This is a genomic window from Breznakia blatticola, from assembly GCF_004365815.1.
GTDB classification, from domain to species: domain Bacteria; phylum Bacillota_I; class Bacilli_A; order Erysipelotrichales; family Erysipelotrichaceae; genus Breznakia; species Breznakia blatticola.
In genome coordinates this window covers 1-26,257 of sequence record NZ_SODD01000023.1, presented here as the reverse complement: position 1 = coordinate 26,257, position 26,257 = coordinate 1, and the positions used below count along the sequence as shown (strand labels likewise).

General features: G+C 33.8%; 25 protein-coding genes. 24 read left to right on the top strand and 1 reads right to left on the bottom strand.

Annotated elements, in window-relative coordinates; translation table 11 throughout:
- Position 1 precedes the first annotated feature (1 nt).
- The 13 genes from EDD63_RS07060 (at position 2) to EDD63_RS07000 (ending at position 13,759) form a co-directional block, all read left to right on the top strand.
- The gene (locus EDD63_RS07060) at positions 2 to 3,106 is read left to right on the top strand and encodes an ABC transporter ATP-binding protein/permease (RefSeq protein ID WP_134169893.1); all 3,105 of its coding nucleotides are present in this window, start codon (positions 2 to 4) and stop codon (positions 3,104 to 3,106) included.
- A gap of 105 nt (positions 3,107 to 3,211) precedes the next feature.
- Complete coding sequence (locus EDD63_RS07055) at positions 3,212 to 3,487, top strand: DUF6429 family protein (protein ID WP_134169891.1); 276 nt, start codon at positions 3,212 to 3,214, stop codon at positions 3,485 to 3,487.
- Between the two features lies 1 nt (position 3,488).
- On the top strand, positions 3,489 to 4,244 hold the full coding sequence (locus EDD63_RS07050; protein WP_134169889.1) for a DUF6904 family protein: 756 nt from the start codon (positions 3,489 to 3,491) through the stop codon (positions 4,242 to 4,244).
- Position 4,245: 1 nt separating this feature from the next.
- Positions 4,246 to 5,910, top strand: coding sequence for an SWIM zinc finger family protein (locus EDD63_RS07045; RefSeq protein ID WP_134169887.1), 1,665 nt, complete (start codon positions 4,246 to 4,248; stop codon positions 5,908 to 5,910).
- A gap of 53 nt (positions 5,911 to 5,963) precedes the next feature.
- Positions 5,964 to 6,458 carry a PH domain-containing protein gene (locus EDD63_RS07040; RefSeq protein ID WP_134169885.1) on the top strand — a complete coding sequence of 165 codons (495 nt, stop codon included), beginning with the start codon at positions 5,964 to 5,966 and terminating at the stop codon, positions 6,456 to 6,458.
- Positions 6,459 to 6,615: 157 nt separating this feature from the next.
- Positions 6,616 to 7,044 (top strand): arsenate reductase ArsC, encoded by a 429-nt coding sequence (locus EDD63_RS07035; RefSeq protein ID WP_134169883.1) that lies wholly within the window; start codon positions 6,616 to 6,618, stop codon positions 7,042 to 7,044.
- 99 nt (positions 7,045 to 7,143) lie between these two features.
- Complete coding sequence (locus EDD63_RS07030; RefSeq protein ID WP_134169881.1) at positions 7,144 to 7,830, top strand: phosphoribosylaminoimidazolesuccinocarboxamide synthase; 687 nt, start codon at positions 7,144 to 7,146, stop codon at positions 7,828 to 7,830.
- Between the two features lie 380 nt (positions 7,831 to 8,210).
- Positions 8,211 to 9,221 carry an iron-siderophore ABC transporter substrate-binding protein gene (locus EDD63_RS07025; RefSeq protein WP_134169879.1) on the top strand — a complete coding sequence of 337 codons (1,011 nt, stop codon included), beginning with the start codon at positions 8,211 to 8,213 and terminating at the stop codon, positions 9,219 to 9,221.
- Positions 9,222 to 9,224: 3 nt separating this feature from the next.
- On the top strand, positions 9,225 to 10,223 hold the full coding sequence (locus EDD63_RS07020) for a FecCD family ABC transporter permease (RefSeq protein ID WP_134169877.1): 999 nt from the start codon (positions 9,225 to 9,227) through the stop codon (positions 10,221 to 10,223).
- Positions 10,220 to 11,254 carry a FecCD family ABC transporter permease gene (locus tag EDD63_RS07015; protein WP_134169875.1) on the top strand — a complete coding sequence of 345 codons (1,035 nt, stop codon included), beginning with the start codon at positions 10,220 to 10,222 and terminating at the stop codon, positions 11,252 to 11,254. The genes EDD63_RS07020 and EDD63_RS07015 overlap by 4 nt, the downstream gene beginning before the upstream one ends.
- Complete coding sequence (locus EDD63_RS07010; RefSeq protein ID WP_134169873.1) at positions 11,251 to 12,051, top strand: ABC transporter ATP-binding protein; 801 nt, start codon at positions 11,251 to 11,253, stop codon at positions 12,049 to 12,051. The genes EDD63_RS07015 and EDD63_RS07010 overlap by 4 nt, the downstream gene beginning before the upstream one ends.
- Positions 12,052 to 12,193: 142 nt before the next feature.
- Positions 12,194 to 12,523 carry a hypothetical protein gene (locus tag EDD63_RS07005; RefSeq protein ID WP_134169871.1) on the top strand — a complete coding sequence of 110 codons (330 nt, stop codon included), beginning with the start codon at positions 12,194 to 12,196 and terminating at the stop codon, positions 12,521 to 12,523.
- Between the two features lie 78 nt (positions 12,524 to 12,601).
- On the top strand, positions 12,602 to 13,759 hold the full coding sequence (locus EDD63_RS07000; RefSeq protein WP_134169869.1) for an MFS transporter: 1,158 nt from the start codon (positions 12,602 to 12,604) through the stop codon (positions 13,757 to 13,759).
- 137 nt (positions 13,760 to 13,896) lie between these two features.
- Here the strand turns inward: EDD63_RS07000 and EDD63_RS06995 are convergent, their stop codons facing one another.
- Positions 13,897 to 14,379, bottom strand: coding sequence for a PTS sugar transporter subunit IIA (locus EDD63_RS06995; protein ID WP_134169867.1), 483 nt, complete (start codon positions 14,377 to 14,379; stop codon positions 13,897 to 13,899).
- Positions 14,380 to 14,488: 109 nt separating this feature from the next.
- Between EDD63_RS06995 and EDD63_RS06990 the strand changes: the two genes are divergently transcribed.
- From EDD63_RS06990 to EDD63_RS06940, 11 genes are all read left to right on the top strand, one after another.
- Positions 14,489 to 15,754: a PTS transporter subunit EIIC gene (locus tag EDD63_RS06990; RefSeq protein ID WP_134169865.1), complete on the top strand. Its 1,266-nt coding sequence runs from the start codon at positions 14,489 to 14,491 to the stop codon at positions 15,752 to 15,754.
- Between the two features lie 9 nt (positions 15,755 to 15,763).
- The gene (locus tag EDD63_RS06985; protein ID WP_134169863.1) at positions 15,764 to 16,591 is read left to right on the top strand and encodes a PRD domain-containing protein; all 828 of its coding nucleotides are present in this window, start codon (positions 15,764 to 15,766) and stop codon (positions 16,589 to 16,591) included.
- Complete coding sequence (locus EDD63_RS06980) at positions 16,591 to 18,027, top strand: PTS transporter subunit EIIC (protein WP_134169861.1); 1,437 nt, start codon at positions 16,591 to 16,593, stop codon at positions 18,025 to 18,027. Before EDD63_RS06985 ends, EDD63_RS06980 begins: the two co-directional genes overlap by 1 nt.
- Before the next feature lie 292 nt (positions 18,028 to 18,319).
- Positions 18,320 to 18,790 carry a PTS sugar transporter subunit IIA gene (locus tag EDD63_RS06975; RefSeq protein ID WP_134169859.1) on the top strand — a complete coding sequence of 157 codons (471 nt, stop codon included), beginning with the start codon at positions 18,320 to 18,322 and terminating at the stop codon, positions 18,788 to 18,790.
- Positions 18,780 to 19,649: a PRD domain-containing protein gene (locus EDD63_RS06970; RefSeq protein ID WP_134169857.1), complete on the top strand. Its 870-nt coding sequence runs from the start codon at positions 18,780 to 18,782 to the stop codon at positions 19,647 to 19,649. The genes EDD63_RS06975 and EDD63_RS06970 overlap by 11 nt, the downstream gene beginning before the upstream one ends.
- Before the next feature lie 142 nt (positions 19,650 to 19,791).
- The gene (locus EDD63_RS06965) at positions 19,792 to 21,159 is read left to right on the top strand and encodes a PTS transporter subunit EIIC (RefSeq protein ID WP_134169855.1); all 1,368 of its coding nucleotides are present in this window, start codon (positions 19,792 to 19,794) and stop codon (positions 21,157 to 21,159) included.
- Between the two features lie 131 nt (positions 21,160 to 21,290).
- Positions 21,291 to 22,013, top strand: coding sequence for a MurR/RpiR family transcriptional regulator (locus EDD63_RS06960; protein ID WP_166667575.1), 723 nt, complete (start codon positions 21,291 to 21,293; stop codon positions 22,011 to 22,013).
- 170 nt (positions 22,014 to 22,183) lie between these two features.
- A complete protein-coding gene (locus tag EDD63_RS06955; RefSeq protein ID WP_134169851.1) occupies positions 22,184 to 23,719 on the top strand; it encodes a PTS transporter subunit EIIC in 1,536 nt (511 codons plus the stop codon).
- A 1-nt stretch (position 23,720) separates the two neighbouring features.
- Positions 23,721 to 25,055, top strand: a complete 1,335-nt coding sequence (locus EDD63_RS06950; protein WP_134169849.1) for a family 4 glycosyl hydrolase — start codon at positions 23,721 to 23,723, stop codon at positions 25,053 to 25,055.
- Complete coding sequence (locus tag EDD63_RS06945) at positions 25,055 to 25,513, top strand: PTS sugar transporter subunit IIA (protein ID WP_208318306.1); 459 nt, start codon at positions 25,055 to 25,057, stop codon at positions 25,511 to 25,513. The genes EDD63_RS06950 and EDD63_RS06945 overlap by 1 nt, the downstream gene beginning before the upstream one ends.
- A gap of 61 nt (positions 25,514 to 25,574) precedes the next feature.
- Entirely contained in the window at positions 25,575 to 26,126 is a 552-nt protein-coding gene (locus EDD63_RS06940) for a DNA-3-methyladenine glycosylase I (protein ID WP_134169845.1), read from the top strand.
- Positions 26,127 to 26,257: the final 131 nt, after the last annotated feature.

The window sequence follows — 26,257 nt, the reverse complement described above, 5'->3', positions numbered from 1 at the left end:
TATGTTAAAACTCAAAAAAATTCGAAAATCATATAAAACACAGGATTTTGTTCAAGTTGCCTTGGATGATGTCAGTGTAACATTTCGTGATAATGAATTCGTCGCAATTTTAGGACCAAGTGGTTCTGGAAAAACGACGATGTTAAATATTATAGGTGGGCTTGACCAATACGAATCAGGGGACTTAGAGATCGATGGGATATCTACCAAAAAATACAAAGCTTCCGACTGGGATACATATCGAAACAATCGAATTGGATTTGTTTTTCAAAGCTACAATTTAATACCACACCAAAGTGTACTAGCAAATGTTGAACTTGCATTAACGATAAGTGGTGTTTCAAAAAAAGAGCGACACAAACGCGCACTTGCAGCTTTAAAAGAGGTAGGATTGGAAGACCATGTAAAAAAACTACCAAGTCAATTAAGTGGGGGACAAATGCAACGTGTTGCAATTGCACGTTCACTTATCAACAATCCTGAAATACTCTTAGCAGATGAACCAACAGGTGCTCTAGATACAAAAACAAGTGTGCAAGTTATGGACTTACTAACAAAAATCGCTAAAGATCGATTAGTTATTATGGTTACACATAATCCAGAACTTGCTCAAGATTATGCAAATCGTATCATTAGTTTACGTGATGGGGTGATTGAAAGTGATACTAATCCGGTTACGCCAAAAGAGGAAGCGGAAGTAAAAACTGCAAAAAAACCAAATCGTGTAAATATGTCTTTATTTACAGCATTATCGCTATCGTTTAGTAACTTGTTATCCAAAAAAGGAAGAACGTTTATTACTTCACTTGCAGGTTCAATAGGAATCATTGGGATTGCCGCAATTCTTGCATTAGCAAGTGGTATCAATGCATACATTGGTGATATTGAAGAAGATACGATGAGTATCTATCCACTGACGATTCAATCATCAGGAATTGATATTACGAGTTTTATAAGCAATGCACCAAATCAAAATGGTGATAATGATTCCGGCAAAAATAAAGGTGAAATTGGCGTCAATACGGTTCTTGAAACAATGTTTAGCGCGCAAAATAAAAATGATTTGAAATCATTAAAAGCATATATTGAAAACAATGGGAAAGAAATTGACCCGTATGTAAAAAACATTCAATATACATATGATGTTACACCACAGATTTATCTTGGTGATACTTCAAAAACGATATCTCAAGTAAACCCTGATGCCTTGATGTCAAACTATGGATTTTCTTCAACATCAGGTATGAATGCAGTCATGGGAAGTGGTGTTTCGATGATGAACAATTTCTATGAACTTCCTGGTGATAGTAGTATGTTTGAAAACCAATACGACATTAAAGCAGGAAGATGGCCTAAAGCATACGACGAAGCAGTGATGGTACTTTCACCAAGTGGAAGAGTATCCGATTATATGCTTTATACTTTAGGAATTAATGATCGCAATCAATTAAAAGAAATGCTTGATGCGTTTGTGAATGATCCAACGAAAAAATTGGATTTAAATAAAGGTGCAAAAGATGTAAGTTATGATGAAATTCTTGCAACAAATTTAAAAGTAATCAATCCAACACAAAAATATGTATTTGATCAAGAGCATAACGTATGGTTAGATAAGTCAGATGATCAAGCACATATGAAAAATGTTGTTGCAGATGGAGTGAATTTAAAAATTGTTGGGATTGTGCAAGCAGATCCTGATGCAAATGTAACATCATTATCAACTGGAATTAATTACTCACCTGAACTAATCAGCTACTTAATGGAAGAGGCAAAGGATGAGAAATTAGTACAAGAGCAACTTGCTAAACCAACAACGAATGTATTAAGTGGAAAGTCATTTGTTGCTGAAACTGAAGAAAATAGACAAAATCAATTTGATTTAGCTTCATTATTTACTGTTGATGAAAATGCGATTCGTTCGGCATTCAATATAGATACAAGCAAGATTACAATTGATACGTCTAGTCTATTCAATGTTGATATCTCACAAGTACAGCCACCAGAAATGGATGTAAGTGCACTTACAGAACAACTTGCTGGACAAGTACAAATTCCAACGGATCAGTTGACTGCAATTATGACAGGCGTGATACAAGATTTTATTAATGAACAGATTCAAGCAGGAGTAACAGATCCTGCAGTGTTTATGCAAAATCTAAATGAATACTTTACGCGTCCTGCAGTCCAACAAAAAATTGCAAGTGAACTACAAAGTGTCATAGGTGATTCTGGAGTTAATGAACAACTAACTGCAGTTATCCAAAACTATATAACAACATCTATGCAAAGTTATATGACACAATTAATGCAGTCAGTACAAAGTCAAATTCAAGGACAAGTTGATGCAACGATTGCACAATTACCGTATCAACTACAAAGTGCTTTATCGATTGATACCAATGCACTACAAAATGCATTTAAGATTAATGTAACTGAAGATGATATGGTGGATTTAATTCAAGCGATGATGAATCCAAAAGAATCATCATTTGAAAACAATCTACGTGCATTTGGTTATGCAGATAAAAATGCACCAAACCAAATTAGTATTTATCCAAAAGACTTTACGACAAAAGAAAACATCATTTCGTTTCTAGATACGTATAATGATGATATGAAACAATCAAACCAAGAAACAAAGGTTGTGAAATATACAGATTTAGTAGGAACTTTGATGTCATCAGTAACAGATATTGTGGACACTGTAAGCTATGCATTAATTGCATTTGTGGCAATATCGTTAATCGTTTCAAGTATTATGATTGGAGTTATTACATATATATCTGTACTTGAACGGAAAAAGGAAATTGGAATCTTACGAGCAATTGGTGCAAGTAAGCGAGATATACGTCGTGTCTTTAATTCTGAGACATTAATTATCGGATTTACTGCTGGTGCTATTGGTATTGTTGTGACATATATTATTAGCGCGATTGCCAATGTTATCGTCTACGATGAAATTGGTATTGCCAATATTGCACAATTACATCCAACTGCAGCACTAGTACTAATTGGTATTAGTATGTTCTTAGCTTTTATTTCTGGACTAATTCCTGCTTCCGCAGCAGCTAGAAAAGATCCAGTTGAAGCACTACGAAGTGAATAGAATATAATGAATAATTGCGATATGTCATAGGATGTATCGCTTTTTGTTTTTTCGAATATTTACGTATGGTATGATGAAAGTATAAAAATGTCAGGGAGGCCTAATATGAGAAATCCAAATCAAGCAGTAGAAGAGTTGACACTTATACTTATGTACTTAACAAGATATAATGAGACATTAATTCCAGGATATCCTGATGATATACGATCGTTGAAGGGTTATTCATTTAGTGCAATAAATAAGCTTGCAAATGATGAACTCATCTACCAAGGAAAACATCCAAGTAAATCTAAATATATTTCTTTTAGTGATGAAGGAATACAAAGAGCACAAGAATTACTGAACGAATATAATATCGCTGATTGGAAGAATGGAGAATAAAATGATTACAGTAAAACCAACAAAAAATCTCTTAGGAGTAACAATTTCTGGTAACTATCGTGACTTTTCAGAACTTGTAGATGCAATGCATAATATAACGAAATTTGACGATGATAGTAGTGATCCAAATTATGGTATATCACTTCAAGTACTTGCAATGTGTTATGATATGCGTCACGCATATCAAGGAGATCGCGAAATCAACAAAGTAAGTGAAGAAGTTTTTGGAGAAAATATGGAAATCTACAATGAGACAACGATAATATATAGTTTTAATATCATGTTTCCTCAAGCAATTTTTTACGCATTTGCAGCACCAAAACTCGCTAAATATGCAAAAGTATTAGTTACAACGAAAGAACTAGAAGATAAATATGCAAGGATATATTCATATCCAATGTATCTACGTGATAAAGGTCTTATTAATTACTTAAGTGCTAAGATATTGGAGGCTGTTGAAGAAGTAATTGGCTTTGAGGCTACTAGTAAACTTATACGTTCATACGAAAGAAGTGCTGTTTCCTACAAGGATTATTTAGCTTTATATGTAGACAAATGTAACATTGAATTCGAAAAAACGAAAGTTGAAAAACGTCCAATGAAAGTTAGAACAATCGCAAACCGTTTCATCAAATTTCCAGATGCCTATTATGAAATGTACATATCATATACAAAAACAGCTAAAAAATACGATTGTAATATATATGACTTAACTGATAGTTCGATAGAATATCCATCTGAGGAGCTAATCTGGTAGTATGGAACAATTCGTTATGTGGAAAGATGCGTTTGATTATTTTGTTTGTAAACGCGGAAGAGCATATTTTAATAATGGCTATGTTGATGCAATAGAAAAACAAGATACGCTGTATCATGCACGTGTATATGGTACAAAAGTGTATAATACGATGATTGAAGTTTCCAATAATGAGATTGTGCAAATGAAATGTAGTTGTCCTCACTTCCAAAGTGGGAATAACTGTAAACATTTAGTAGCTGTTATATTGGAAGTTTGTGAGAAAGAGGACATTTTAGAGAATCAATTATACATTAGAGCTAGCAAGAAGAAAGAACATGACTATCTTGATAGATTAAAGAGTTTTAGTTTTCAAACATTTGATGCGTATCAATTAAAAAAACTTGCATTTGATAATCAGACATACGATTTTGAACCAACAACAGATTTTCAAGAACTATTAAATCGAATAGAAGATATCAGTGATGGCTACACGGATTACTATGATGACTATATTGATGATCAAGACAGTGAAGTGGTAATCGATTTAGCATATGAAGAGATAGAAGCAAGTGTATTGCAGACATTAAAATCTAAAGATATCCTAAAAACATATGAGATATTATGGGAAGGACTTAGAGCGATATGCATATTAGATACGATAGACTCCAATAATTATAAAAAAACGATTCAAGCTAAAATATGTGAGTTGATATATGTGGTTATCAAAGAAGCGAATGATATTGAGAAAAAAGTCATCTTGAAATCTTTAGGAAATATTGAAGGCAGTAATCATATATTTTTAGATGATACATATCGTATTTCACTGATTTTAGATGCATTTGATAATATTCTATTGGAAGAGCGCGAAAGCGTAATTCGCAATGCTGTTGATGTATATTTAAAACAAGGAATGAGTCAACATTACCAAGATAATGGAATACCATGGTTGATTGCATTAAATCAAATCATTAAAAGAAAACCAAATGGCACAAAAAACAATGATATATTTGAATTGTATAGTGATTTTGAATGTGTTTTAGTATATCAATTGGAACAAATTCTTCAGTCTGATAAGAAAACAGATGTATTTGCATTTATTGACAAAAATAAATCGAAACCTCAATTTATGAGTATGGCAGTGAAATATAATGATTTAATAAAGTCAATCTATTTGGATAATCGAAAAGAGCATGATTACTATGAACTCTTACGGTGTTGGTTAGTTGATTATAATATTGGAGATTATACAATGTATCACGTGTTTCTCAAACAAGTGAGTCCACTATGGTGGAAAACCAACAAACGCAAGTTTATAGAGAAACTAGATTTTGATGGTATCGCAAGAGTTTATAAACAAGAAGGATATCATGATTTACTTTTTGCATATGCGAAAAAGATAGACCAAATGGATCAATATGTTGAAATCTTAGTTCCATATTGTACAAATGATTTGATAACTTATTATGAAGAGCGATTTATAGAACTTTCAACACCACCTGCAAAAATACATAATCCTATTATACATGCACTTGAAATGCTAAGAAAAATCCCTGGAGGTACACAAAAAGTATATCAACTTATCGTTGCATATTTAGAAATGTATCCAGGACGTAAAATACTGAATGCAAAATTACGTGAGATCAAAGAAGATATTGAGATACATGATGAATTAGTATTAGAATAAACAATCGAAATAAATTGTTGCATATAGTATAATAAACAAAAAGGAGGATTCTAATGTTCTGTCCGAAATGTGGATTTGATGCGCAAGATGCAAATTTTTGTGCAAAATGTGGTACAGATCTATCAAATATTCAAATTGATGGAAAACCAACAACAAACCAAGTACATGAATCACCAACGAATCAAAAACCAGATAAAGAGGTTGTCTTATGGGAAGGAAAGCCTGAAGGACTAGGTGATAAAGCAAAAATGATTTTTAATGATACACGTTATAAAGTAACAAACGAAAGAATCATTGTAACTGATGGATTGATTGGAAAGAAACAAGTTGAAGTTGAACTTCGTCATGTGAAAGACATTCAAGTCAAACAATCCATTACGGATCGTCTTGCAAAAGTAGGGGATATCACGATTTATACAACAGATATTACAGAAGGTACACTTGTGCTAAGTAATATTCTAGATGCATTTACTGTTAAAGACATTATACGTCGTGCAGTTTTGGATATTCGTGATTCTGTAAATGTTCAGTACCACGAAAGAATCTAATCAAAAAGATATGAACCACGCGGTTCATGTTTTTTTGATTATAATTACTTTTCAATCCATAGAAAACCAAGTACAATGTAACAGAAAGAGCGAGGACTAGCTATGAAATTAATTGAATACAGATCATCTTTAGGTAAAAAAGATGCATAAGTACAATATGAAACACCAAAGAAAACGTGTAGCTTTTTTATGTGTCCATAATTCTTGCCGCTCACAAATGGCAGAAGCGCTTGCTAGAAAACTTGCAAGTGATGTAATGGAAGTATATAGTGCAGGAACGATGGTAAAAGCTAACATCAACCCCGATGCCGTTCAAATTATAAAAGAACTATATACAATCGATATGGAATCTACACAACATCCAAAACTGTTACAAGATATTCCAACAGTTGATATCATCATTACAATGGGATGTAATGTAGAATGTCCAAATATTCCTGGTGTGTATACAGAAGACTGGGGACTTGATGATCCTAGTGGCAAAGCAATGTCTGAATTTGCAGCAACTGCAAAACAAATTGAGCAAAAAGTTCTTGATTTAAAAGCTCGGATACAACAAGATAAAATACCGTTACAAAACTTATAGATTATTTTCTTTTCCATAAAAGCGGTTAATGTTATAATTTCTTATAGAAAACATAACGATTTAGTTGTGAATTCGAGTGATAAGATGAGGAGAAATTAAATGAAAACATTGTATTCGGGAAAAACAAAAGATGTATTAACTGATGATGCTGGACGTGTATTTCTATTCTTTAAGGATAGTGCAACTGGTGAAAATGGAGTATTTGATCCAGGAAGTAACACAGTCGGTGGAAGTGTTGAAGGTAAAGGAAAAACAGGATTAAAAATCACTAGTTATTTCTTTGAATTAATGGAAAAACACGGAATTCCAACACACTACATTGGTTCTGATATTGATGCAGGATTGATGGAAGTGCGTAAAGTTACTGTGCCACCATTAGAATTTGTACTTCGTTACTATACAGCTGGAAGTATGTGTCGTCGTTTTACATTAGAAGAAGGAATTCCTTTTGAACCACCTTACTTAGAAGTAACTCTAAAAGATGACGAACAAGGTGATCCACTAATTAGCGAACGTTTATGTTTAATGAAAGGGTTCTTACAACCTGGACAATACGATGAAGCATTAGCTGTACTTGTAAAAGTAGGAGAAGTTCTACGTGCAGAAGTTGCAAGTATGGGATATACATTAATCGATTTCAAGATTGAACTTGGATATGACGAAAATGGAAAAGTCGTTGTGGCTGATGAAATCACTCCAGACATTTGGCGCATTAAAGATGAAAATGGAAATATTCCAAACCAAATTGAATGTGCAAACATGTTACTAGAAAAAATCGAAAAATAGTTGTACGAAAACATTACTCATATGGGTAGTGTTTTTTTAATTTCTATCCATGATACATATGTTTTCGACATTGTCGAATTGCGTTCGAAATAGGGAAAAAGCATATACAATCAGGAAACAAGGTATGATTTTTCATATTAGTTTATTTAAACTAATAGAATAGTAAATATTAATAGTAAGATATGATGGGTTTATTGTTGATCCCGTCAATTTTACAATCCAATGAATGAAAATGTTGCACAAAAAATGAGAGATATTTTCTTTATTTTTTACAGTACATGCCAAGTAAACATTTCACTTGACTGTTTAGAAGGTAAATGATACATTTGATAGAGGTTAGACAAGACTAACAATTATCGGTGGAAGGAAAGGTATGGAGAATGAAAAAAATACTAATTACAGTTATAGCAATGTTATTTGTTGTTGCAGGTTGTACAAATACAAGTAGTAGTGATAAAGAAACAGGAAGTAGTGATGGTTCATGGCCTGTAGTTATCAAACATGCATTTGGTGAAACTACAATTGAAAAGAAACCTGAGCGTGTCGTAAGTATTCAATGGGAGAACCAAGATGTTGCTTTGGCATTAGGTGTAGCTCCTGTAGCGATGTCAGCACCAGCTTATGGACTGCATGATGATCAAAAAATGCGTCCTTGGACACAAGAAGCTTATGATACATTGGGAGTAGAACCAATTATATTCAATGATGGAGATGGACTTGATTTTGAAGCCATTGCAGATGCAAAACCGGATGTAATTCTAGCAGCATATGCAGGTTTTTCGAAAGAAGATTATGAACTATTGAGTCAAATTGCCCCAACGATTGCATATGAGAAAACACCATGGATGATTACATGGCAAAGTCAAATTCTACAAGATGCAAAAGGGTTAGGTCTAGAAAAAGAAGGAAAAGCACTTGTAAATGATTTAGAAAAACAAATGGCAAGTGAAGTTGAAAAGTATCCGGAATTCGAAGGAAAAAGTGCTGTATTTACTTGGTTTAATCCAGAAGATACATCAAGTTTCTTCGTTTATGGAACAGGTGAAACAAGAGCAAGTTACTTACAAGATTTTGGTTTATCATTACCAAAAGCAGTTAAAAGTATTACTGATGATAGTGATGTATTCTATGCAACAGTAAGTGCAGAACAAGCAGAAATTTTAAATGATGCAGATATTCTAGTTATTTATGGTGATAAAGATATCTTAGATGTCTTGCAAAAAGATACACTATTATCAAAAATACCTGCAATTGCTAATGGTGCAGTAGTTGTACTTGATGATACAACAGATTTTGCAACAGCAAATACTACACCTACTGCTTTATCGATTCCATATGCGATGAAAGATTATGTAAAACTACTTGGAAAAGCCGCAGCGAAAGTGAAGTAAGAAATGAAAAAAAGAAGCGTATATGTTTATACAATTGTGATACTTATAGCACTATGTATTAGTGTGATGTTATCACTGGCACTAGGTTCAAAGAACATTCCAATACGGGATGTTCTTCATCATGTCCTTAACGCTTCAACGGATAGTTTCAATGGTGCGATTATTCAACAACGAATGATAAGAACGATCTTTGCTTTGCTTGCTGGAGCAGCACTAGCAGTATCTGGTTTATTGATGCAATCACTCACACGTAATCCAGTTGCTGATCCAAGTATACTTGGAGTCAACAGTGGAGCAGCACTAGCTGTCGTTGCAGGAATTACGTTTTTTCATATTTCAAGTGCACAGCAGTTTATTATCTTTGCAATTATTGGAGCAGCTATTACTACAGCATTTGTTTACACGATTGCCTCAGTAGGAAGAGAAGGTGCAACACCTATGAAACTTGCACTCGCTGGTGCGGTTAGTAATGGAGCAATTGCTTCATTAATTAATATGTTGGTACTCCCACAGGCACAATCCTTAACAAATTTTCGTCACTGGCAAGTTGGAAGTGTCGTTGGAGTGAGTTGGGATAACATTTTGATGCTATTACCGTTTTTATTACTTGGTTTTGCTTTGGCAGTATACGTTGCTCCATCATTAAATGCACTTGCACTAGGTGATGAAATGGCTACTGGACTTGGTGTAAAAGTCAAAAAGATACGGTTTTTAACTGTACTATCCTCAGTTATACTTGCTGGATCAATTACAGCATTAGCAGGACCCATTGCTTTTGTTGGGTTAATGGTTCCGCATGTACTACGATTATTGTTTAAAAACAATATAAAGGTGCTAATCCCTTTATCGATAGTTACAGGAGCCGCTTTATTATGTGTTGCAGATACTTTAGGTCGACTTATTGCTCAACCAGCAGAAGTTGAAGTAGGTATACTTACAGCACTTATTGGAGCACCAGTCTTTATTTATGTGGTGATTAAATCGAAGGTGAAATCATTATGAGTAATTATACAGAGAACAAGGTTCGTGCTGGATATGCACGACGTAAAAGACGCGCAATACTTGCAACTATATCTTTGGTGCTTATCGCTATTGTGTTGATGTTATTGATGTTAATGCTAGGAAATACAAACTATTCATTGGCAACTATATTTGAAGTGCTATCAGGAAAACAAATACAAGGAGCTAGTTTTGCAATCTCTACGATCCGTTTACCACGAATGCTAGCAGGTGCATTTACTGGTTTTGCTTTAGGTTTAGCAGGTAGCGTTTTTCAAAAGATGCTACGTAATACACTAGCAAGTCCCGATATTGTAGGAGTTAGTGCTGGGACAAGTATGGCTGCAGTATTCTGTATTCTTATACTTGGACTTAGCGGCTTTATGGTATCCTTTATTGCATGTATTGTCGGTCTATTATGTGCATTGCTTATTTATGCACTTTCCAATATTGGTCATTTTTCAACTTCACGATTTGTACTTATCGGAATTGGAATGCAAAGTGCAATACAAGCGGTAATATCCTATATGATGGTACGTGCTAACCAATATGAAGTTACAGGAGCAATGCGTTGGCTCAGTGGAAGTTTGAATGGAATTCAAATGAAAAGTATTCCATTGCTGGCTATTGTTGTGATTGTCTTCACACTTATCATTTTATTAAGTGAGAGAAATTTAAACATCCTGGAATTGGGTGAAGATTTAGCCGCTGTACTTGGTGTAAATTTGCGTATATCACGTATTGTATTAATTGTAAGTGCGGTTTGTTTAATAGCCTTTGCGACAAGTGTTGGTGGACCTATAGCCTTTGTCTCCTTTTTAGCAGGACCGATTGCATTACGCCTAGTTGGAGCAGGGCGATCATATGCATTTGCTTCTGGACTCGTTGGCGTAATTTTAGTATTAGCAGCTGATTTACTTGGACAATTTGCTTTTAGTACAAGATTTCCAGTTGGGGTAATCACTGGAGTGATTGGAGCTCCCTATTTACTATTACTACTTTTTGGAAAAAGTCGTAAGAAAGGAACGTTATGAAACAACATACATTACAAGCAAATCATATCGTTGCTGGATATGATAAAAAGATGATTTTGGATGATGTAAGTGTAGACATTCCTGATGGAAAGATCACTGTGATCATCGGAAGTAATGCAAGTGGAAAGTCGACCTTATTAAAGACGTTTGCCCGATTACTTCCAGTAAGTCAAGGTGAAATAAAACTTGATGGAAAAGATATACATACCATACCTACAAAAGAACTTGCACAAATACTAGGTTTGTTACCGCAAAGTCCAATTGCACCAGAAGGAATTAGTGTTTCTGATTTAGTTGCACGTGGACGTTTTCCATATCAAAAGTTTATGGGTGGTATGAGCGATGAAGACACTAAAGCGGTTGCAGATGCTTTAGATATGATGGGAATCGCAGAATTAGCAGATCGAAGTATCGATGAACTATCAGGAGGACAACGGCAACGTGTCTGGATAGCAATGGCACTTGCACAAGATACGGATATTCTATTTCTTGATGAACCAACAACATATTTAGATATCACATATCAATTAGATATACTTGAGTTATTGAAACGACTAAATGAAACGCATAAAACAACGATTGTTATGGTGTTACATGATATCAATTTATCAGCTCGATATGCAGATTATATGATAGCTGTTAAAGATGGAGAAATTGTCGCACATGGGACACCAAAAGAAATAGTTACTGAGGATACAATTCAACATGTATTTGGCCTGGATTGTATGATTATTGAAGATCCAGTCGCAAAAACACCAATGATTGTGCCAAAAGGAAACTACTTTACAAATACGTAAATATAACAGTGTATAAATGAACACTGTTTTTTCATAATGCACAAAAGAGAAAAATAGAAACACATGATATACTGTGTATATCGAATCAAATCAATAACTAAAGTATTATGTATGTTGATTGACAACGAAAAGAGGAAAGAAAATGAAACGATTAGATAAGGTGAAAATGCATCTAAAACTTGCAACTTCATGTAGCGTAACAAATGATTTCCATTCATTGCAGATACATGAAGTTGAAATCAATAATCAAGGTATATACTTTGCATATGACTGTAAAGAAGATATTGAAAAGTTTTCCAATGAAGATGATGTGCATGTCCATGCTATATATAATCATAATGAACTAACCATGCATGGAAAACTGCAATATATAGATGATACAAAAACTACGTTTTGTTTAATTCAAGTTAGAGCTTCGTTCTATATAAGTGGAAAGTTAGCTTTTACCTATGACTTTCGCGATATTGCATAAGCAAATATTTGATCTACATATTGCTTCATCGCTACAAACCAAGTAGAATAGATACGGCTATAGAAAGGTATATATTTGATGAAACATTCATTACAAATAAAGTATTATGCAATCCAAACAGTATATTGGCTAGTAAATCTTTGTACAACTGCTTTTATTGTGCCAATATTGCAAGCACAAGGCTTCCAAAGTATGCATATTGGAATACTTTTAGGTGTACGAGCATTAAGTAATGTGGTTTTCCAACCATTGGTTGTCCGCATTTTAGAAGTAAAGCGAAAGAACGTATCACTCAACCAACTCATCATCTTACTATTGGGTTGCAGTATATTACTAACACTCATTCAAATGTTGGATCCATCATGGATGATCATGTTGCTTGTATTTATTGGATATGGTGTTTTCACTTTTGGTATTTCAAGCTTTATCGATGCAATGTATGTACTTTACGCACATGAAGGAAAACAAATCCAATATCCGTTTGCTAGAGGGCTTGGATCATTAAGTTTTTCAATTGGTGCATATGTATTTGGTCTTGTTAGTTCGTTACCATTACTGTTAGGAGCGCAACTCATATTGATGATGGTTCTTATCATACTGGTATTGATTATAGAACCAATTTATCAAGTTGCTCCTGCAGCGGATGATGCATCCATTAAAAATAAACAAATTATCAAAGAATATCCAATTTTACTTTTCTTCTTAATCGCAACAACACTATCATTTATTGGAAAAGAGATGTCAGGAAATTTTTTGGTCGATGCATATAGTGTAGTTGGTGGACAAACTAGTGATTATGGGTTAGGAATATCAATAATGGCATTTGTTGAACTGCCTGCAGCTTTACTTTTTTCACGTATACTAAAGCGTGTAGGTATTACGCGACTAATGCTTATTTCCTTCTTTTTCTCAAGTATTCGAATTCTTATTTTATGGCTTGCTAGTGATGTGTTGTATTTACATGTAGCACAAGTTTTTCAAATGTTAGGTGCAGGCCTGTTTTGGGCGGGTAATGTTCAATTCGTTCGATATCTTTTACCAGCAAAATATGCAGTTCGTGCACAAACGTTAATTGGAATATGCTATTTAGGAATTGCAGGAGGACTTGGAAGTATTTTGAGTGGTTGGCTTGTTCAACAAACAAATATAGTTACTTTATTGGGAATATCATTTGTTTTTTCATTACTTGGTTTCATGACATATTTCTATGGAATGCATACACAAGAAAAAGTATAACTACAAAAAAAGAATGCATGTCTCTGTGAATTCTTTTTCGTAACAAGTTCGCGTAAAAAAAAGCAAAACATGCGTAAAAACACCTGTAGGTGATTACGTCAGTTTTGCTCAATTTCTTGGTAACAATCTAACCTTATCTATTTAAATTCAAAAAGTATTGTTTTCTTTTGTACTGCAGATCCACTTGTTTTCACTTTACTCATTTGATAAAACTGAGAATCTAGTAAGATAACCGGAATCATCACATGGTTGTTTTGTCCTTCATATTCATTAGGTGAGAAGTGTAATATTTCATCACCAGCTTTTACGTTTGTTCCGTTGGGAACAAGCGGTGTATAGGATTCACTTTTTGATGAATCGGTTTGTAAGCCAATATGAATTAAAATGACTGCATTGTGTTTTGTTTGAATGGAAATGGCATGTTTCGAACGGATTGCCCATTGAATTGTTCCATCTACTGGTGCATAAATGGTGCCAGAATTTGATTTGATGGCAACTCCTTCGCCAACTAGACGTTGTGAAAATACAGGGTCAATAATTTCATCTAAAGAAACAATACTACCTTGAATTGGAGCATATACGCGAACTCGTTTGTTTTTTCTTCCTAACAAATGAAACATAATATATACCTCTAATTCTTAAATAAGCGTAGTTGATTCCAAAAAAAATGTCAAGATTTATCGTATTTCTTGCTATACTATAGAGTGTAGTAAAAAGGGAGGAGTAAACATGGAATTTGTAAAAAAATATACAAAAAGTTTGTTGTATCCAACCCTTTTTGTTCCAATTTTGTATGGTCTTTATGTCTTTGGTGATTTTATAAATACATCATTTTCATTTCATGTAGGTAGAATGTTTATGGAAACCTATCGTGCATATATACAATATTTGCCATTGTTATATGCGGCTAGTTTTGCGATGTTCTTTGCAAAACGAAAAGATGGTACAAGTGTATTAAGTGGAATGATTGGTTATGTAGTACTGATTCATATTGCATCCAATGAAACACTTGCTAAAGCATTGGAAGGTTGTTCATTTGTACTTCAATTTGATTATACAAGTATTCAAAATGGATGCATGGGAATTATGTGTGGATTACTTGGAGCAAGTATATATAATCGATTTTATAATGTCCAACTACCAAGCGGGTTAGCATTCTTTTCAGGAAAACGCTTGGTACCAATCATTACCGGACTTGTAATGATAATTATCGGTTCATTACTTATCATTATTTGGCCGTTTATGTATCGAGCAGTTGCATGGCTGTTGCAAGTACGAAATATAGAAACTATAGGTCCTATAGTATATATGTGGTTACAGGTCTTGTTGTCATTTATTGGGATCTCATCTCTAGAATTATTGCAAGAACATGCCATCTTCTTTACAAACCAAACAATTTTGATGCAGATCGTGATTCCACTAGTACTTATACTTTTGTATAATAGTAAACATAAAGCAGCCTTAAAAGAATGGAGACTTGTATTTTTACTTGTTGGAATTGGTGCCATGATTCAAGGTGATCCATTGGTGTTTCAATTTCTACTATTTACGTTTAATCCGTTATATATGTTACTGTTTTATGTGTTGCAAAGTATATTATGGATATGGGAAATCATCAGTCAACCAAATATGGTAAGCATGCTTATCGGTGGAAGTTTCTTGTGTGTGATAAGCTTCTATCTTGCTAGAAATCATATTGATGATTTGATTCATAAAGGACAACGTATACAACTTGATGAAAAGCAAGTTGCACAGTTTATCCATGTTGTAGGTGGAATAGAAAATATTATTACACTTCACATTTTGGAAGAGAAATTATATATCACATTAGAAGAAGAAATGTTGATTCGAAAAAACGAAATAGAGAAACTACCAAAAAGTATACAAGTTGAAATACACGATAATGAAATGATAGTGCAAGGGGTTGCACCAAAAGCATTGTATGATGCATTAGACGCATACATTACGCAAGCAAATGCGTCATTATTAATATAGAGGTGAATGATGAAGATAAGTCGAATTTATAACAACAATGTCGTTGTTGCTGTAGAAGGTGATAACGAATATGTCGTTACAGGGAATGGAATCGGATTTAATCGGAAAGTACACGATGAAGTAGATCAAAATCGTGTGGAAAAGGTCTATTCATTTGAAGACCAACAAAAAAAGCAATTTGCTGAATTACTAAATCGTACTCCGATTATGTATTTTCAAATAGCTGAAGCGATAGCTACGAAAGCGGTTAATGAAATGGAAATAGAATTATCTAACCAGATATTTATCTCGCTAACAGACCATTTATGGTATGCAGCGGATCGTAAAAAACGAGGGTTGGAAATTCCAAACTTAATGCACGATGAAATCAAAAGTTTATATAAAGAAGAATATCGTATTGGTTTGTGGGCATTACGTTTGATTCAAGCAAATACGGGAATTCAATTTCCAAAGGATGAAGCAAGTTATATTGCGATGCATATTGTGAATGCAACTGTAGGAAATAAAGTGCGTGATGCAAAACGTATTGTTGCTTTTGTTAAAGATGTGCAAACGATTATTGAAAATGTCTTTGGAATTTCGTTTAATGATGAATCACTTGATACTTCAAGATTATTAACACATTTGAAGTTTCTAGCACAACATATATTTATCAAGGACACAAAAGAACCATTAAACCTTGATCAAATGTATACTTTACTTATTAATAAACATGAGAAGATGGAGTTATGTGTAGAGAATATTTTTGATATTGTGAAATTGAATTATCATTATACACTTACGAAAGATGAACTTGTATATTTGATGATTCATATTAATAAGATTGTGAGTATCTAATGAACTATCTTCATAAAATCGGAAAAGCATTATTATTACCGATTGCAATTTTTCCAATTGCCGCTATTTTAATTGGTATTGGAGCCATGCTAGGACGTGTGGATGCTACCTTTGTCCATTTTCTTAGTGTCATTTTACGTACTTCTGGTGAAGCAATTTTAGGATTTATGCCAGTTGCTTTTGCCATTGGTGTCGCCTATGGATTAAGTGATCATCACAAGGGGATTAGTGCTTTTGCAGGCCTCTTCGTATTCTTAATAATAACCAATGTGCTCGCCCAACAAAGAATTGATATGTACGATTTTCCAGTCGATAACTTTAATCAACCATTTGAGCATATCGATAATCAGTTCATTGGAATACTTTCAGGAGTTGTGGCTTCTGCTGTATACAATCGATTACATAAATTACACTTAGATACGTTAAATGAGAATGTAATACTCTTACTTACTTTATTGATTGTTTCATTAGGATTATGTTGTATCTTAATTTTTGTATGGCCATTTATCTATAATAAGCTTATCCAGTTTGGTGATTTTATAAGTTCATTAGGACCATTAGGTGCGGGTATTTATGCATTTTTTAATCGACTTTTAATTCCAATTGGAATGCATCATCCACTTAATTCCGTATTTTGGTTTGATGTAGTGGGGATTAATGATATTGGAAACTTTTGGTCAAGTCAAGGAACTTATGGAGTTACAGGGATGTATCAAGCCGGTTTTTTTCCAGTGATGATGTTTGGTTTGCCAGCAGCTGCACTTGCGATGCTTAGAACTGCATATCCACAAAATAAAAATAAAGTACGCTCATTTTTATTATCAGCTGCGTTCGCTTCATTTTTTACTGGACTGACAGAACCTTTAGAGTTCTCGTTTATGTTTATCGCTCCACAATTATACTTAGTGCATGCAGCTATAACTGGAATTTCAGTATTTATTGCTGCACAGTTTCAGTGGATTGCAGGATTTAGTTTCAGTGCAGGATTTATCGACTTTATGTTAAGTTTACAGATGCCATTTACAAAAATGCCGCTTATGCTTTTAGTTATGGGTGTTGTACTAGCCATTGCGTATTATTTTGGATTTACGTACATCATTAAACGCAATAACTTGCATACGCTAGGGCGGGAAATAGAACTGGATCATCGAGTGACAACACCATTGCAAAATACTGAAATTGATACAATATGCACAGCATTGATATATGCAGTTGGCGGAATGAACAATGTACAAGCAATCGACTGTTGTATTACAAGAGTACGTTTTCATCTACATAATCCTGGAGCATTTAATTTTGAATTATTGAAACAAACAGGGGCAATTGAATATATGCAGTTTGGTGATGAAATACAAATTGTATATGGACCTAATGCAGGTGCTATTGTTGAACATTTAGAATCCATTTTAGGAAAGCAAATGAAACATAATAACTAGAATTTAACACTATACATATGGAATATATAGGAATATATAGAAATAATACCCCGATGAAAGTGCATAGTTTAACTACATCTGTAAACGCTTGCTTATGTTATATAATAAAAGTAAATGTAATGGTTGACAAAACGCATTCTCTCGATTATTATGAAAATAGATAGTTTGAATTGTTACTTTAAGTAGGCAAGATCAGCATCGAAATTATTTTTTCGGTATTGGTCTTTTTTGTTTTTTAAGACAAAAAAGTCGAAATCGTTCTGGTATGTAAAATGCAGAAGGAGGTGGTAACATGTTATTTAAACGATCACAAAAAAATGAAATCTATGCTCCAGTTGATGGAATCTATGTGAAGCAAGAACTAATCAACGATCCAACATATGCAACTACAATTATGGGGGTTGGTTGTGGTGTCAGACCCGCAAATAACATTGTGAAAAGTCCAGTCGATGGAGAAATCATGATGGTGTTTCCAACCGGACATGCAGTTGGTTTGAAACGTAAAGACGGTGTAGAAATTCTAATTCATATTGGTATAGATACGGTCAATCTTCAAGGTAAAGGATTTACTACACTTGTGAAACAAGGTGATAAAGTAAATGTTGGAGCTGAATTGGTTCGTTTTGATCAAGAAATTATAAAGCAAAATGATCTTGATCCAACTGTCATTGTAATCTTCACCAACACGAATGGACACGAGATTACATTGCATAATGAAAGTGAAAGTATAACAACTAGGGACGTGATAGCTGATGTTAAATGAAAAAGGATATGTGATTAGTCGCATCATTAATAATAATGTTGTCGCTTCACATGATAAAGACTCAGAAATTGTATTGATGGGTAGTGGAATCTCTTTTAAGAAGAAAGTTGGAGATTTTGTCGATAAGGACAAAGTTGAAAAAGAGTTCGTCTTAAAGGGAAGAGAAAAAACTCGCTATATGGATATTATTGAGAATATCAATTCTGATTTCATTGATTTAGCTGTGAATATACTAGATTATGCAGAAGAACAACTTGGTGTAAAAACAACTACCATTGCATATATTAGTTTGGCAGATCACCTCGCAAATGCGGTAGAACGTGCACAAAATCATATTCTTTTACCAAATCAAATGTTGAATGAAGTAAAACGTTTTTATCCAAATGAATTTGCAATTGGTTTAAAAGCAATTCGCAAAGCAAATGAATTGTATGAAATTGAATTACCGCTGGATGAAGCTGGATTTATTGCATTTCATATTCTGAATTTAGCAGGAGTTGATATTAATAAGCCAACAAGTGATAGTGTTATGTTGATTAAAAAGGTAATAGAAATAGTTGAAACGTACTTCGAATTTACATTAGATCAAGAATCTGTGTATTATGAACGTTTCTTAACCCACTTGAAATACTTTAGTTCAAGAGTCTTCGCGGAAAATGATGTGGAATATGGAGATAAGGATTTTGTATATCGTATGATGAAAGTACAATATCCAGAAACAACAAAATGTGTGGAATTAATTAGCGAGTATTTAGATTTCAATTACAAAATTGAAGTGAATAATGAAGAAAAGGGATACCTAATTATTCATATCAATAATTTACTAGATAAAAGTAAGATAGTTACCAAACCGGGCTAGACTTAACAAACATAAATAGTGTTTTTATGTTCGTAGTAGACTCGGTTTTTATTTATGTAAAATTGAAATTTGCTGTGTAGAAATAAGAAGTATAAAGGAAACTACATGTATATCAAACAAAAAATTAAAAGGAGAATTTAAAATGAAATACGAAAACATGAGTAAAGAGATACTTAGTATCATTAAAAAAGAGAATATTGCAGATGTGTTCTATTGTGTAACACGCTTACGTATTGTTGTGAAAAACAAAGAAGAAATTGATCAAGAAGCACTCGCTAAAATCAATGGAATCTTACAAGTAAAACAAGTGGGAAACCAATTCCAACTGGTTATTGGTTCACATGTAAAAGATGTATATAACGATTTCTGTGAGGTTGCTGGATTTTCAAATGATGATTCTGGTGAACAACAAGTTGTGGCAAATGAAGATACACAAAAGGAATCACTAGGCACAAGATTTTTAAGTACCTTATCAGGAATTTTCTTGCCATTATTACCTATACTGATTGCTGGAGGGATGTTAAAGAGTTTTGTAATTATTTTACTTTTATTTAATACTGAACTTGTTGATAGTGGTGTAGTCACTGTGCTCAATTCAATTGGGGATGCACCATTCTACTTCTTGCCATTTATGGTCGGATATACAACTGCTAAACGCTTTAAGATTAATGAGATGTATGGATTGATGATTGCAGGGGTATTATTATCTCCTACATTCATGGGTGCTGCTGGAGACACCATTGACTTCATATTATTTAATATTCCAGCACAAAACTATGCAAGTTCAGTTGTGCCAGTTATTTTAAGTGTAATCTTATTTTCTTATGCATTCCGCTTTATTGATAGCATTATGCCAAAAGCAATTAAAATTGTATTCTCAGGATTCTTAACTTTTTTAATTGTAATGCCTATCTTATTATTTATCGTTGCACCGTTTGGATATTACCTTGGAGAAAGTTTCTCACAAGCAATTGTTTGGTTATTTGAAACAACAGGACCGATTGCTGGAGCCTTAACTGGTGGATTGATGTCATTTATTATCATCACAGGTATGCACCAAGCCCTACAACCATTAATGATTGTAAACTATGCATCGCTTGGCTATGACTTCTTAATGCCTGGATTCTTTGTAAACAACATTGCAGTTGCGGGTGCTACACTAGGAGCTGCATTCAAAATAAAAGACCCAGATAATAAAGCTGCTGCTTTCTCTGGTGGTGGTCTTGGTTTGCTAGGGATTACAGAACCTGCACTATACTCAGTTGATATTGAATATCGTACACCGCTAATTGGTATTGTTGCTGGTGGTGCTGCAGGTGGATTCTTATACATGCTGTTTGGAGTGAAAAGTTATGGATATGCAATGCCAGGAATATTCAGTTTACCAACATACATCGGTGAAGGAAATAACTTAATATTTATGATTATTAGTTTGGTTGTTGCATTCGTTGTAGCATTCTTAGTTTCATTTGTATTAACTAAGGATAAATCAGTAGCAACAAAAGCCTAAGTAAAGAAAGATAGTAAAATACAAAGGATATAGATGAGATACTTAGATATCAACTATATCCTTTTTTGATGAAAACGCTATAATTCGTGCAACGCAAACATATTTGGCTTATAATTATGGTAGAGGGTCATATGAATATAAATAAAACGAATTTAAACGATACAGAAAATCTAATCATGAATACCATTTGGAAGTATATTGAACAAAATGAAAAGGTAAATGTTGTAAAAATTGCTGAGGAGTGTTTTGTCTCAAAAGCCACGGTTATCAAATTAAGTAAAAAGCTTGGATATAGTGGATATAGTGAAATGTATTACATGATGCTTGCAAGCAAGAAAAATCAATATTCACCTGAAGTGTTTGAAATTTCTTCACTTGAGAAAGATGGATCTAGTTCACAGTATATTCCAAATGTTGCTGAGTTATTACACTATTATCGAAATGATAAAATCTTGGTAGATTCCTTAGGATATGTAGATGCTGCTAGAGATTACATTATTCAAAAATTACTCGTCTTTAATTTCAATGCGAATTTTTGTTATCACTATGAAGCATTTGCCAATACAACTTTTAAAAAGGGATTGTTTATTGTAATGTCTAATTCAGGGGCAAGAGGAGAAATTCTTGAACGGATACGTGAAGCAAAGGAAAATGGATTTAATGTGCTTGTTTTTAGTTCTGACTTAAATTCACCAGCTGGAAAACTTGCACACACGAGTATTCAAATTGATTCAATAAAGAGTACGAAAGATCATTACAAGGCGGATTTCTTTACCGCAAAGATCATTGTGTTCTTCGAAATGGTCCTTGAGGAATATTCGAAAACATTCTTAGAAAAACCAAATGAGAAATAAAGTCGTCTATCGAAGGATGGCTTTTTTAGTAACTTTTGTCACAATGCGGTGACCTTTTTCACCATCCATCGTAAACGCTTGTATCAAGGATTTCATCTCGCTATACTTTGTTTGTACAAGGGTCGACACGTTGTATATCATAAAGGGAATTTAAAAAGGAGAACAAGAAAATGAAAGAAAAACTTATCAAATTAATGAATAAGTTTTCTAGATCGATGACAGGAATAGTAATGTTCTTGGCGATTATGGGAACTGTTATTGCATTAGCAACAATTATGAAATTAGAGTTTATGCCTGAGCCAATCGTGGCATTTGGGGGACTTATTTCATCTATGATGGATGCAATGCTTAATAACTTATCGTTAATCTTCTGTGTAGGATTAACAACAACAATGGCAAAAAATAAGAAAGTGGATGCTGCACTAGTTGCAACTATTTCATATTTAATGTTTCTTGCAGTAAATAATGCTTGGTTAACAAGTCAAGGAATGTTAGCTGAACCTGGAGAAATGGGGTTATTTGGAACAGGACAAGCAATTGTTTTAGGATTTCAAGTAAGTGACATGGGGGTATTCTTAGGGATGATCCTAGGATGTATTACTGCATTTGTATTCAATAAATTCGCAAATGTTGAATTCAGTGACATGTTTAAAATTTATGGTGGATCACGTTTAGCATTCGCAGTTATGATTCCAGTTGTATTAGTTCTTGGAGTTGGAGTTACTTATATTTGGCCAACAGTAAATGATGGAATTGCTGCAACTACAGAATTCATGAAAGATGCAGGACCAGGTGGTGTGTTTGCATACGCATTTGGAAACCGTTTCTTAATTCCTACTGGATTACACCATATGTTATGGATGCCATTCTGTTTCACTGGGTTTGGAGGAGTAACTGAAATTGCTGGAAACGTATATTCAGGAGCTGCAAACATCTTCTATGCAGAAATGGCAAACCCAGGAGCAATTACTGCAATTCATGAATCGGTTCGTTTCGCTACATTTGGATTTGCAAAAGCATTTGGAGTGTTAGGAGCATTCTTAGCATTCATTAAAACTGCAAAACCAGAACGTCGTAAACAAGTTATCAGTATGTTATTACCAAGTGTGTTTGTTGCAATGGTTGCAGGTATTACAGAGCCATTTGACTTCATGTTCTTATTTGCTTCACCACTATTATGGTTAGTTCATGGGCTATTAACTGGATTGTTTGAAATGTTGCTTTGGTTACTTGGATCAAGAACATATATGATTTACGGTTTATTAGATATGGTAATTTGTAACTTGCCATTACCAATTGAACTTACAAAAATCCACATCTTCTTTATCGTTGGAATTATTGCAGTTATCGTATGGTTCTTTGTATTCCAATTCATGATTAAGAAAATGGATTTAAAAACACCAGGACGCGAACTTGTATTAGCAACTGGTGCAAATGAAGGACAAATCGGAAATAGTGATTGGGATGCAGATATTCAAGTATTCGTACAAGCAGTGGGTGGAGTCGATAATATTGAAAGTATCGAAAACTGTTTTACACGATTACGTATTGATGTGAAAGATGTTTCAAAAGTAGATGAGAAAATTATTGAGCAAACACAAGCAAAAGGCTCAGTTGTAAAAGGTAATAATGTGCAAATTATTATCGGAATGAAAGTACAGGAAGTTTGCGAAGCATTTAAAGCAAGTGTAAACTGGGAGGAATAAAATGAAAAAGTACACAATTTGTATCATTGGTGGAGGTAGTCGTTATACACCGGATATGCTTACCATGTTATGTAACCAAAAAGAACGTTTTCCATTAGCGAAAATCGTTTTCTATGATAACGAAGCAGAACGACAAGAGTTAGTCGGAAAATATGCAGAAATACTATTTAATGAATATTATCCAGGTGTTGAGGTAGTGTATACGACAGATCCTGAAGAAGCATATACAGGTATCGACTTTGCATTGATGCAAATTCGTGCTGGTCGTTTAAAAATGCGTGCATCAGATGAAAAAATTGCAATTAAACATGGTTGTCTTGGACAAGAAACATGTGGAGCAGGTGGGTTTGCATATGGAATGCGTAGTGTCCCTGCAGTTATTGATATTATTAAAGATATTCGTAAATATGCTCCAGAAGCTTGGATTTTAAATTATTCAAATCCAGCTGCGATTGTTGCGCAAGCTACAGAAAAAGTGTTCCCAGAAGATCACCGTATTATTAATATTTGTGATATGCCAATTGCAATTATGGATATGTATGCGAATGTTCTTGGGAAAAAACGTAAAGATTTTGAACCACGTTACTTTGGATTAAACCACTTTGGTTGGTTCACAAATATCTATGATGTAAAAACAGGTCATGATTATCTTCCAGAGTTACGTAATATTTTAAAAACACCAAAAGAATTCAAAACAGAAAAGCTATTTGAAGAGCCATCATGGAAAGCTACATTTGATTTTATGAGTACCATGATTAGTGACTATGATGAATACCTACCAAATACATATATGCAATATTACCTATATCCTCAAAAGATGTTTAAAAAACAAGACATCAATCACACAAGAGCAGATGAGGTAATGGAAGGTAATGAAAAAGAAGTATATGAAACACTAGAAGCAGTTGTTAAACTTGGAAAAATCAAAGGAACTGCATATGAACCAGAACCTGATGCAGGTTGTCATGCAGAGTACATTGTTGATTTAGCAACAGCACTAGCAAATAATAGTAATGAAATTTTCCTAATTATCACAAAAAACAATGGAACATGTTCGAATTTAGATCCTGATATGATGGTAGAAGTACCTTGTCGTGTAGGAACATATGGAGTGGAAGCAATAAGTGTAGGTGAAGTTCCAACGTTCTATAAAGGGCTTATTGAAAACCAACACGCTTATGAAAAGCTAACAGCAGAAGCAGCTCTTGAAGGTGACTATATGAAAGCTTTAAAAGCCTTAGTATTAAACCGTGCAGTAGTAAATACTGATGTGGCAAAAGCATTACTTGATGACTACATTGAAGCAAATAAAGGTTACTGGACTGAGTTAAAATAATGGGACTATTTAAAAAGAAACAGGTGTTTTATGCACCATGTTCAGGAAAGATAATTCCATTGTGTGAAGTAAATGACCCTGTATTTGCAGGCGAATCATTAGGTCCAGGTTTTGCGATTGTTCCTAGTAAGGGTGAACTTTATGCACCTAAAAATGGGGTAATATCAGCTATCTTTCCTACAAAACATGCAGTAGGAATGACTTTTGAAGATGGAAGTGAAGTATTATTCCATATTGGAATTGATACAGTCAATCTACAAGGAGAAGGATTTTCCACTTTCGTTAATAGCGGAGATAAAGTAAAGCAAGGAAGTAAATTAGTGGATTTTGATTTACCATTTCTTGAAAGTAAGGCAATTGATTCCACAGTGATGGTTGTATTCACAAAACACAAAGAAGTCTCAATCGAATCAAAAACGGTTCAAGCAAATGAGGCGTTGGATATTACATGTAAATAAAATGGGAAAGGGCGAAAGTCCTTTTCTTTTTTAAATACGATATCTATGGTAAAGTATACCTATGAAGATAAACAAGAAAAGATGTCGTTGGGTAAATCTCGACAATGAAAACTATGTAAAATATCATGATCATGTGTGGGGACAAGCAACACATGATGATAAAGAACTATTTGAAATGCTAGTGCTTGAATCATTTCAAGCAGGTTTGTCTTGGGAATGCATTTTAAATAAACAACAATCCTTTCAGGATGCTTTTGATCAATTTGATGTCATTGCTGTAAGTCATTATACACATGAGAAAGTAGAAGTTCTTATGCAAGATGCATCCATTGTACGGAATCGTCGAAAGATACTCGCAACTATTCAAAATGCAAAAGTGTTTCAAGATATTCAAAAAGAATACGGAACATTTGATGCATATATTTGGAAGTTTACTGATGGTAAAACGATCTATGAACCAGATCAAGGATCCTCTGATTTGTCTAAACAAATCTCGAAAGATCTAAAGAAAAGAGGAATGAATTTTGTGGGTGAAACCATTATCTATTCGTACTTACAAGCTATTGGTGTCTTAGATTGTCATGAACCAGAGTGTTACTTATATCAAAAATAAGGAGCTGTGACAGATAGGCATATTTAGCCAAATCTAGAGCACAGCTCCTTTTTTTCTTGGTTTATTCCATATATTGCTCATTTTCTTAATCATGTGTACATTATTAAAAGCCTATTTTCATTTTAGGCTGA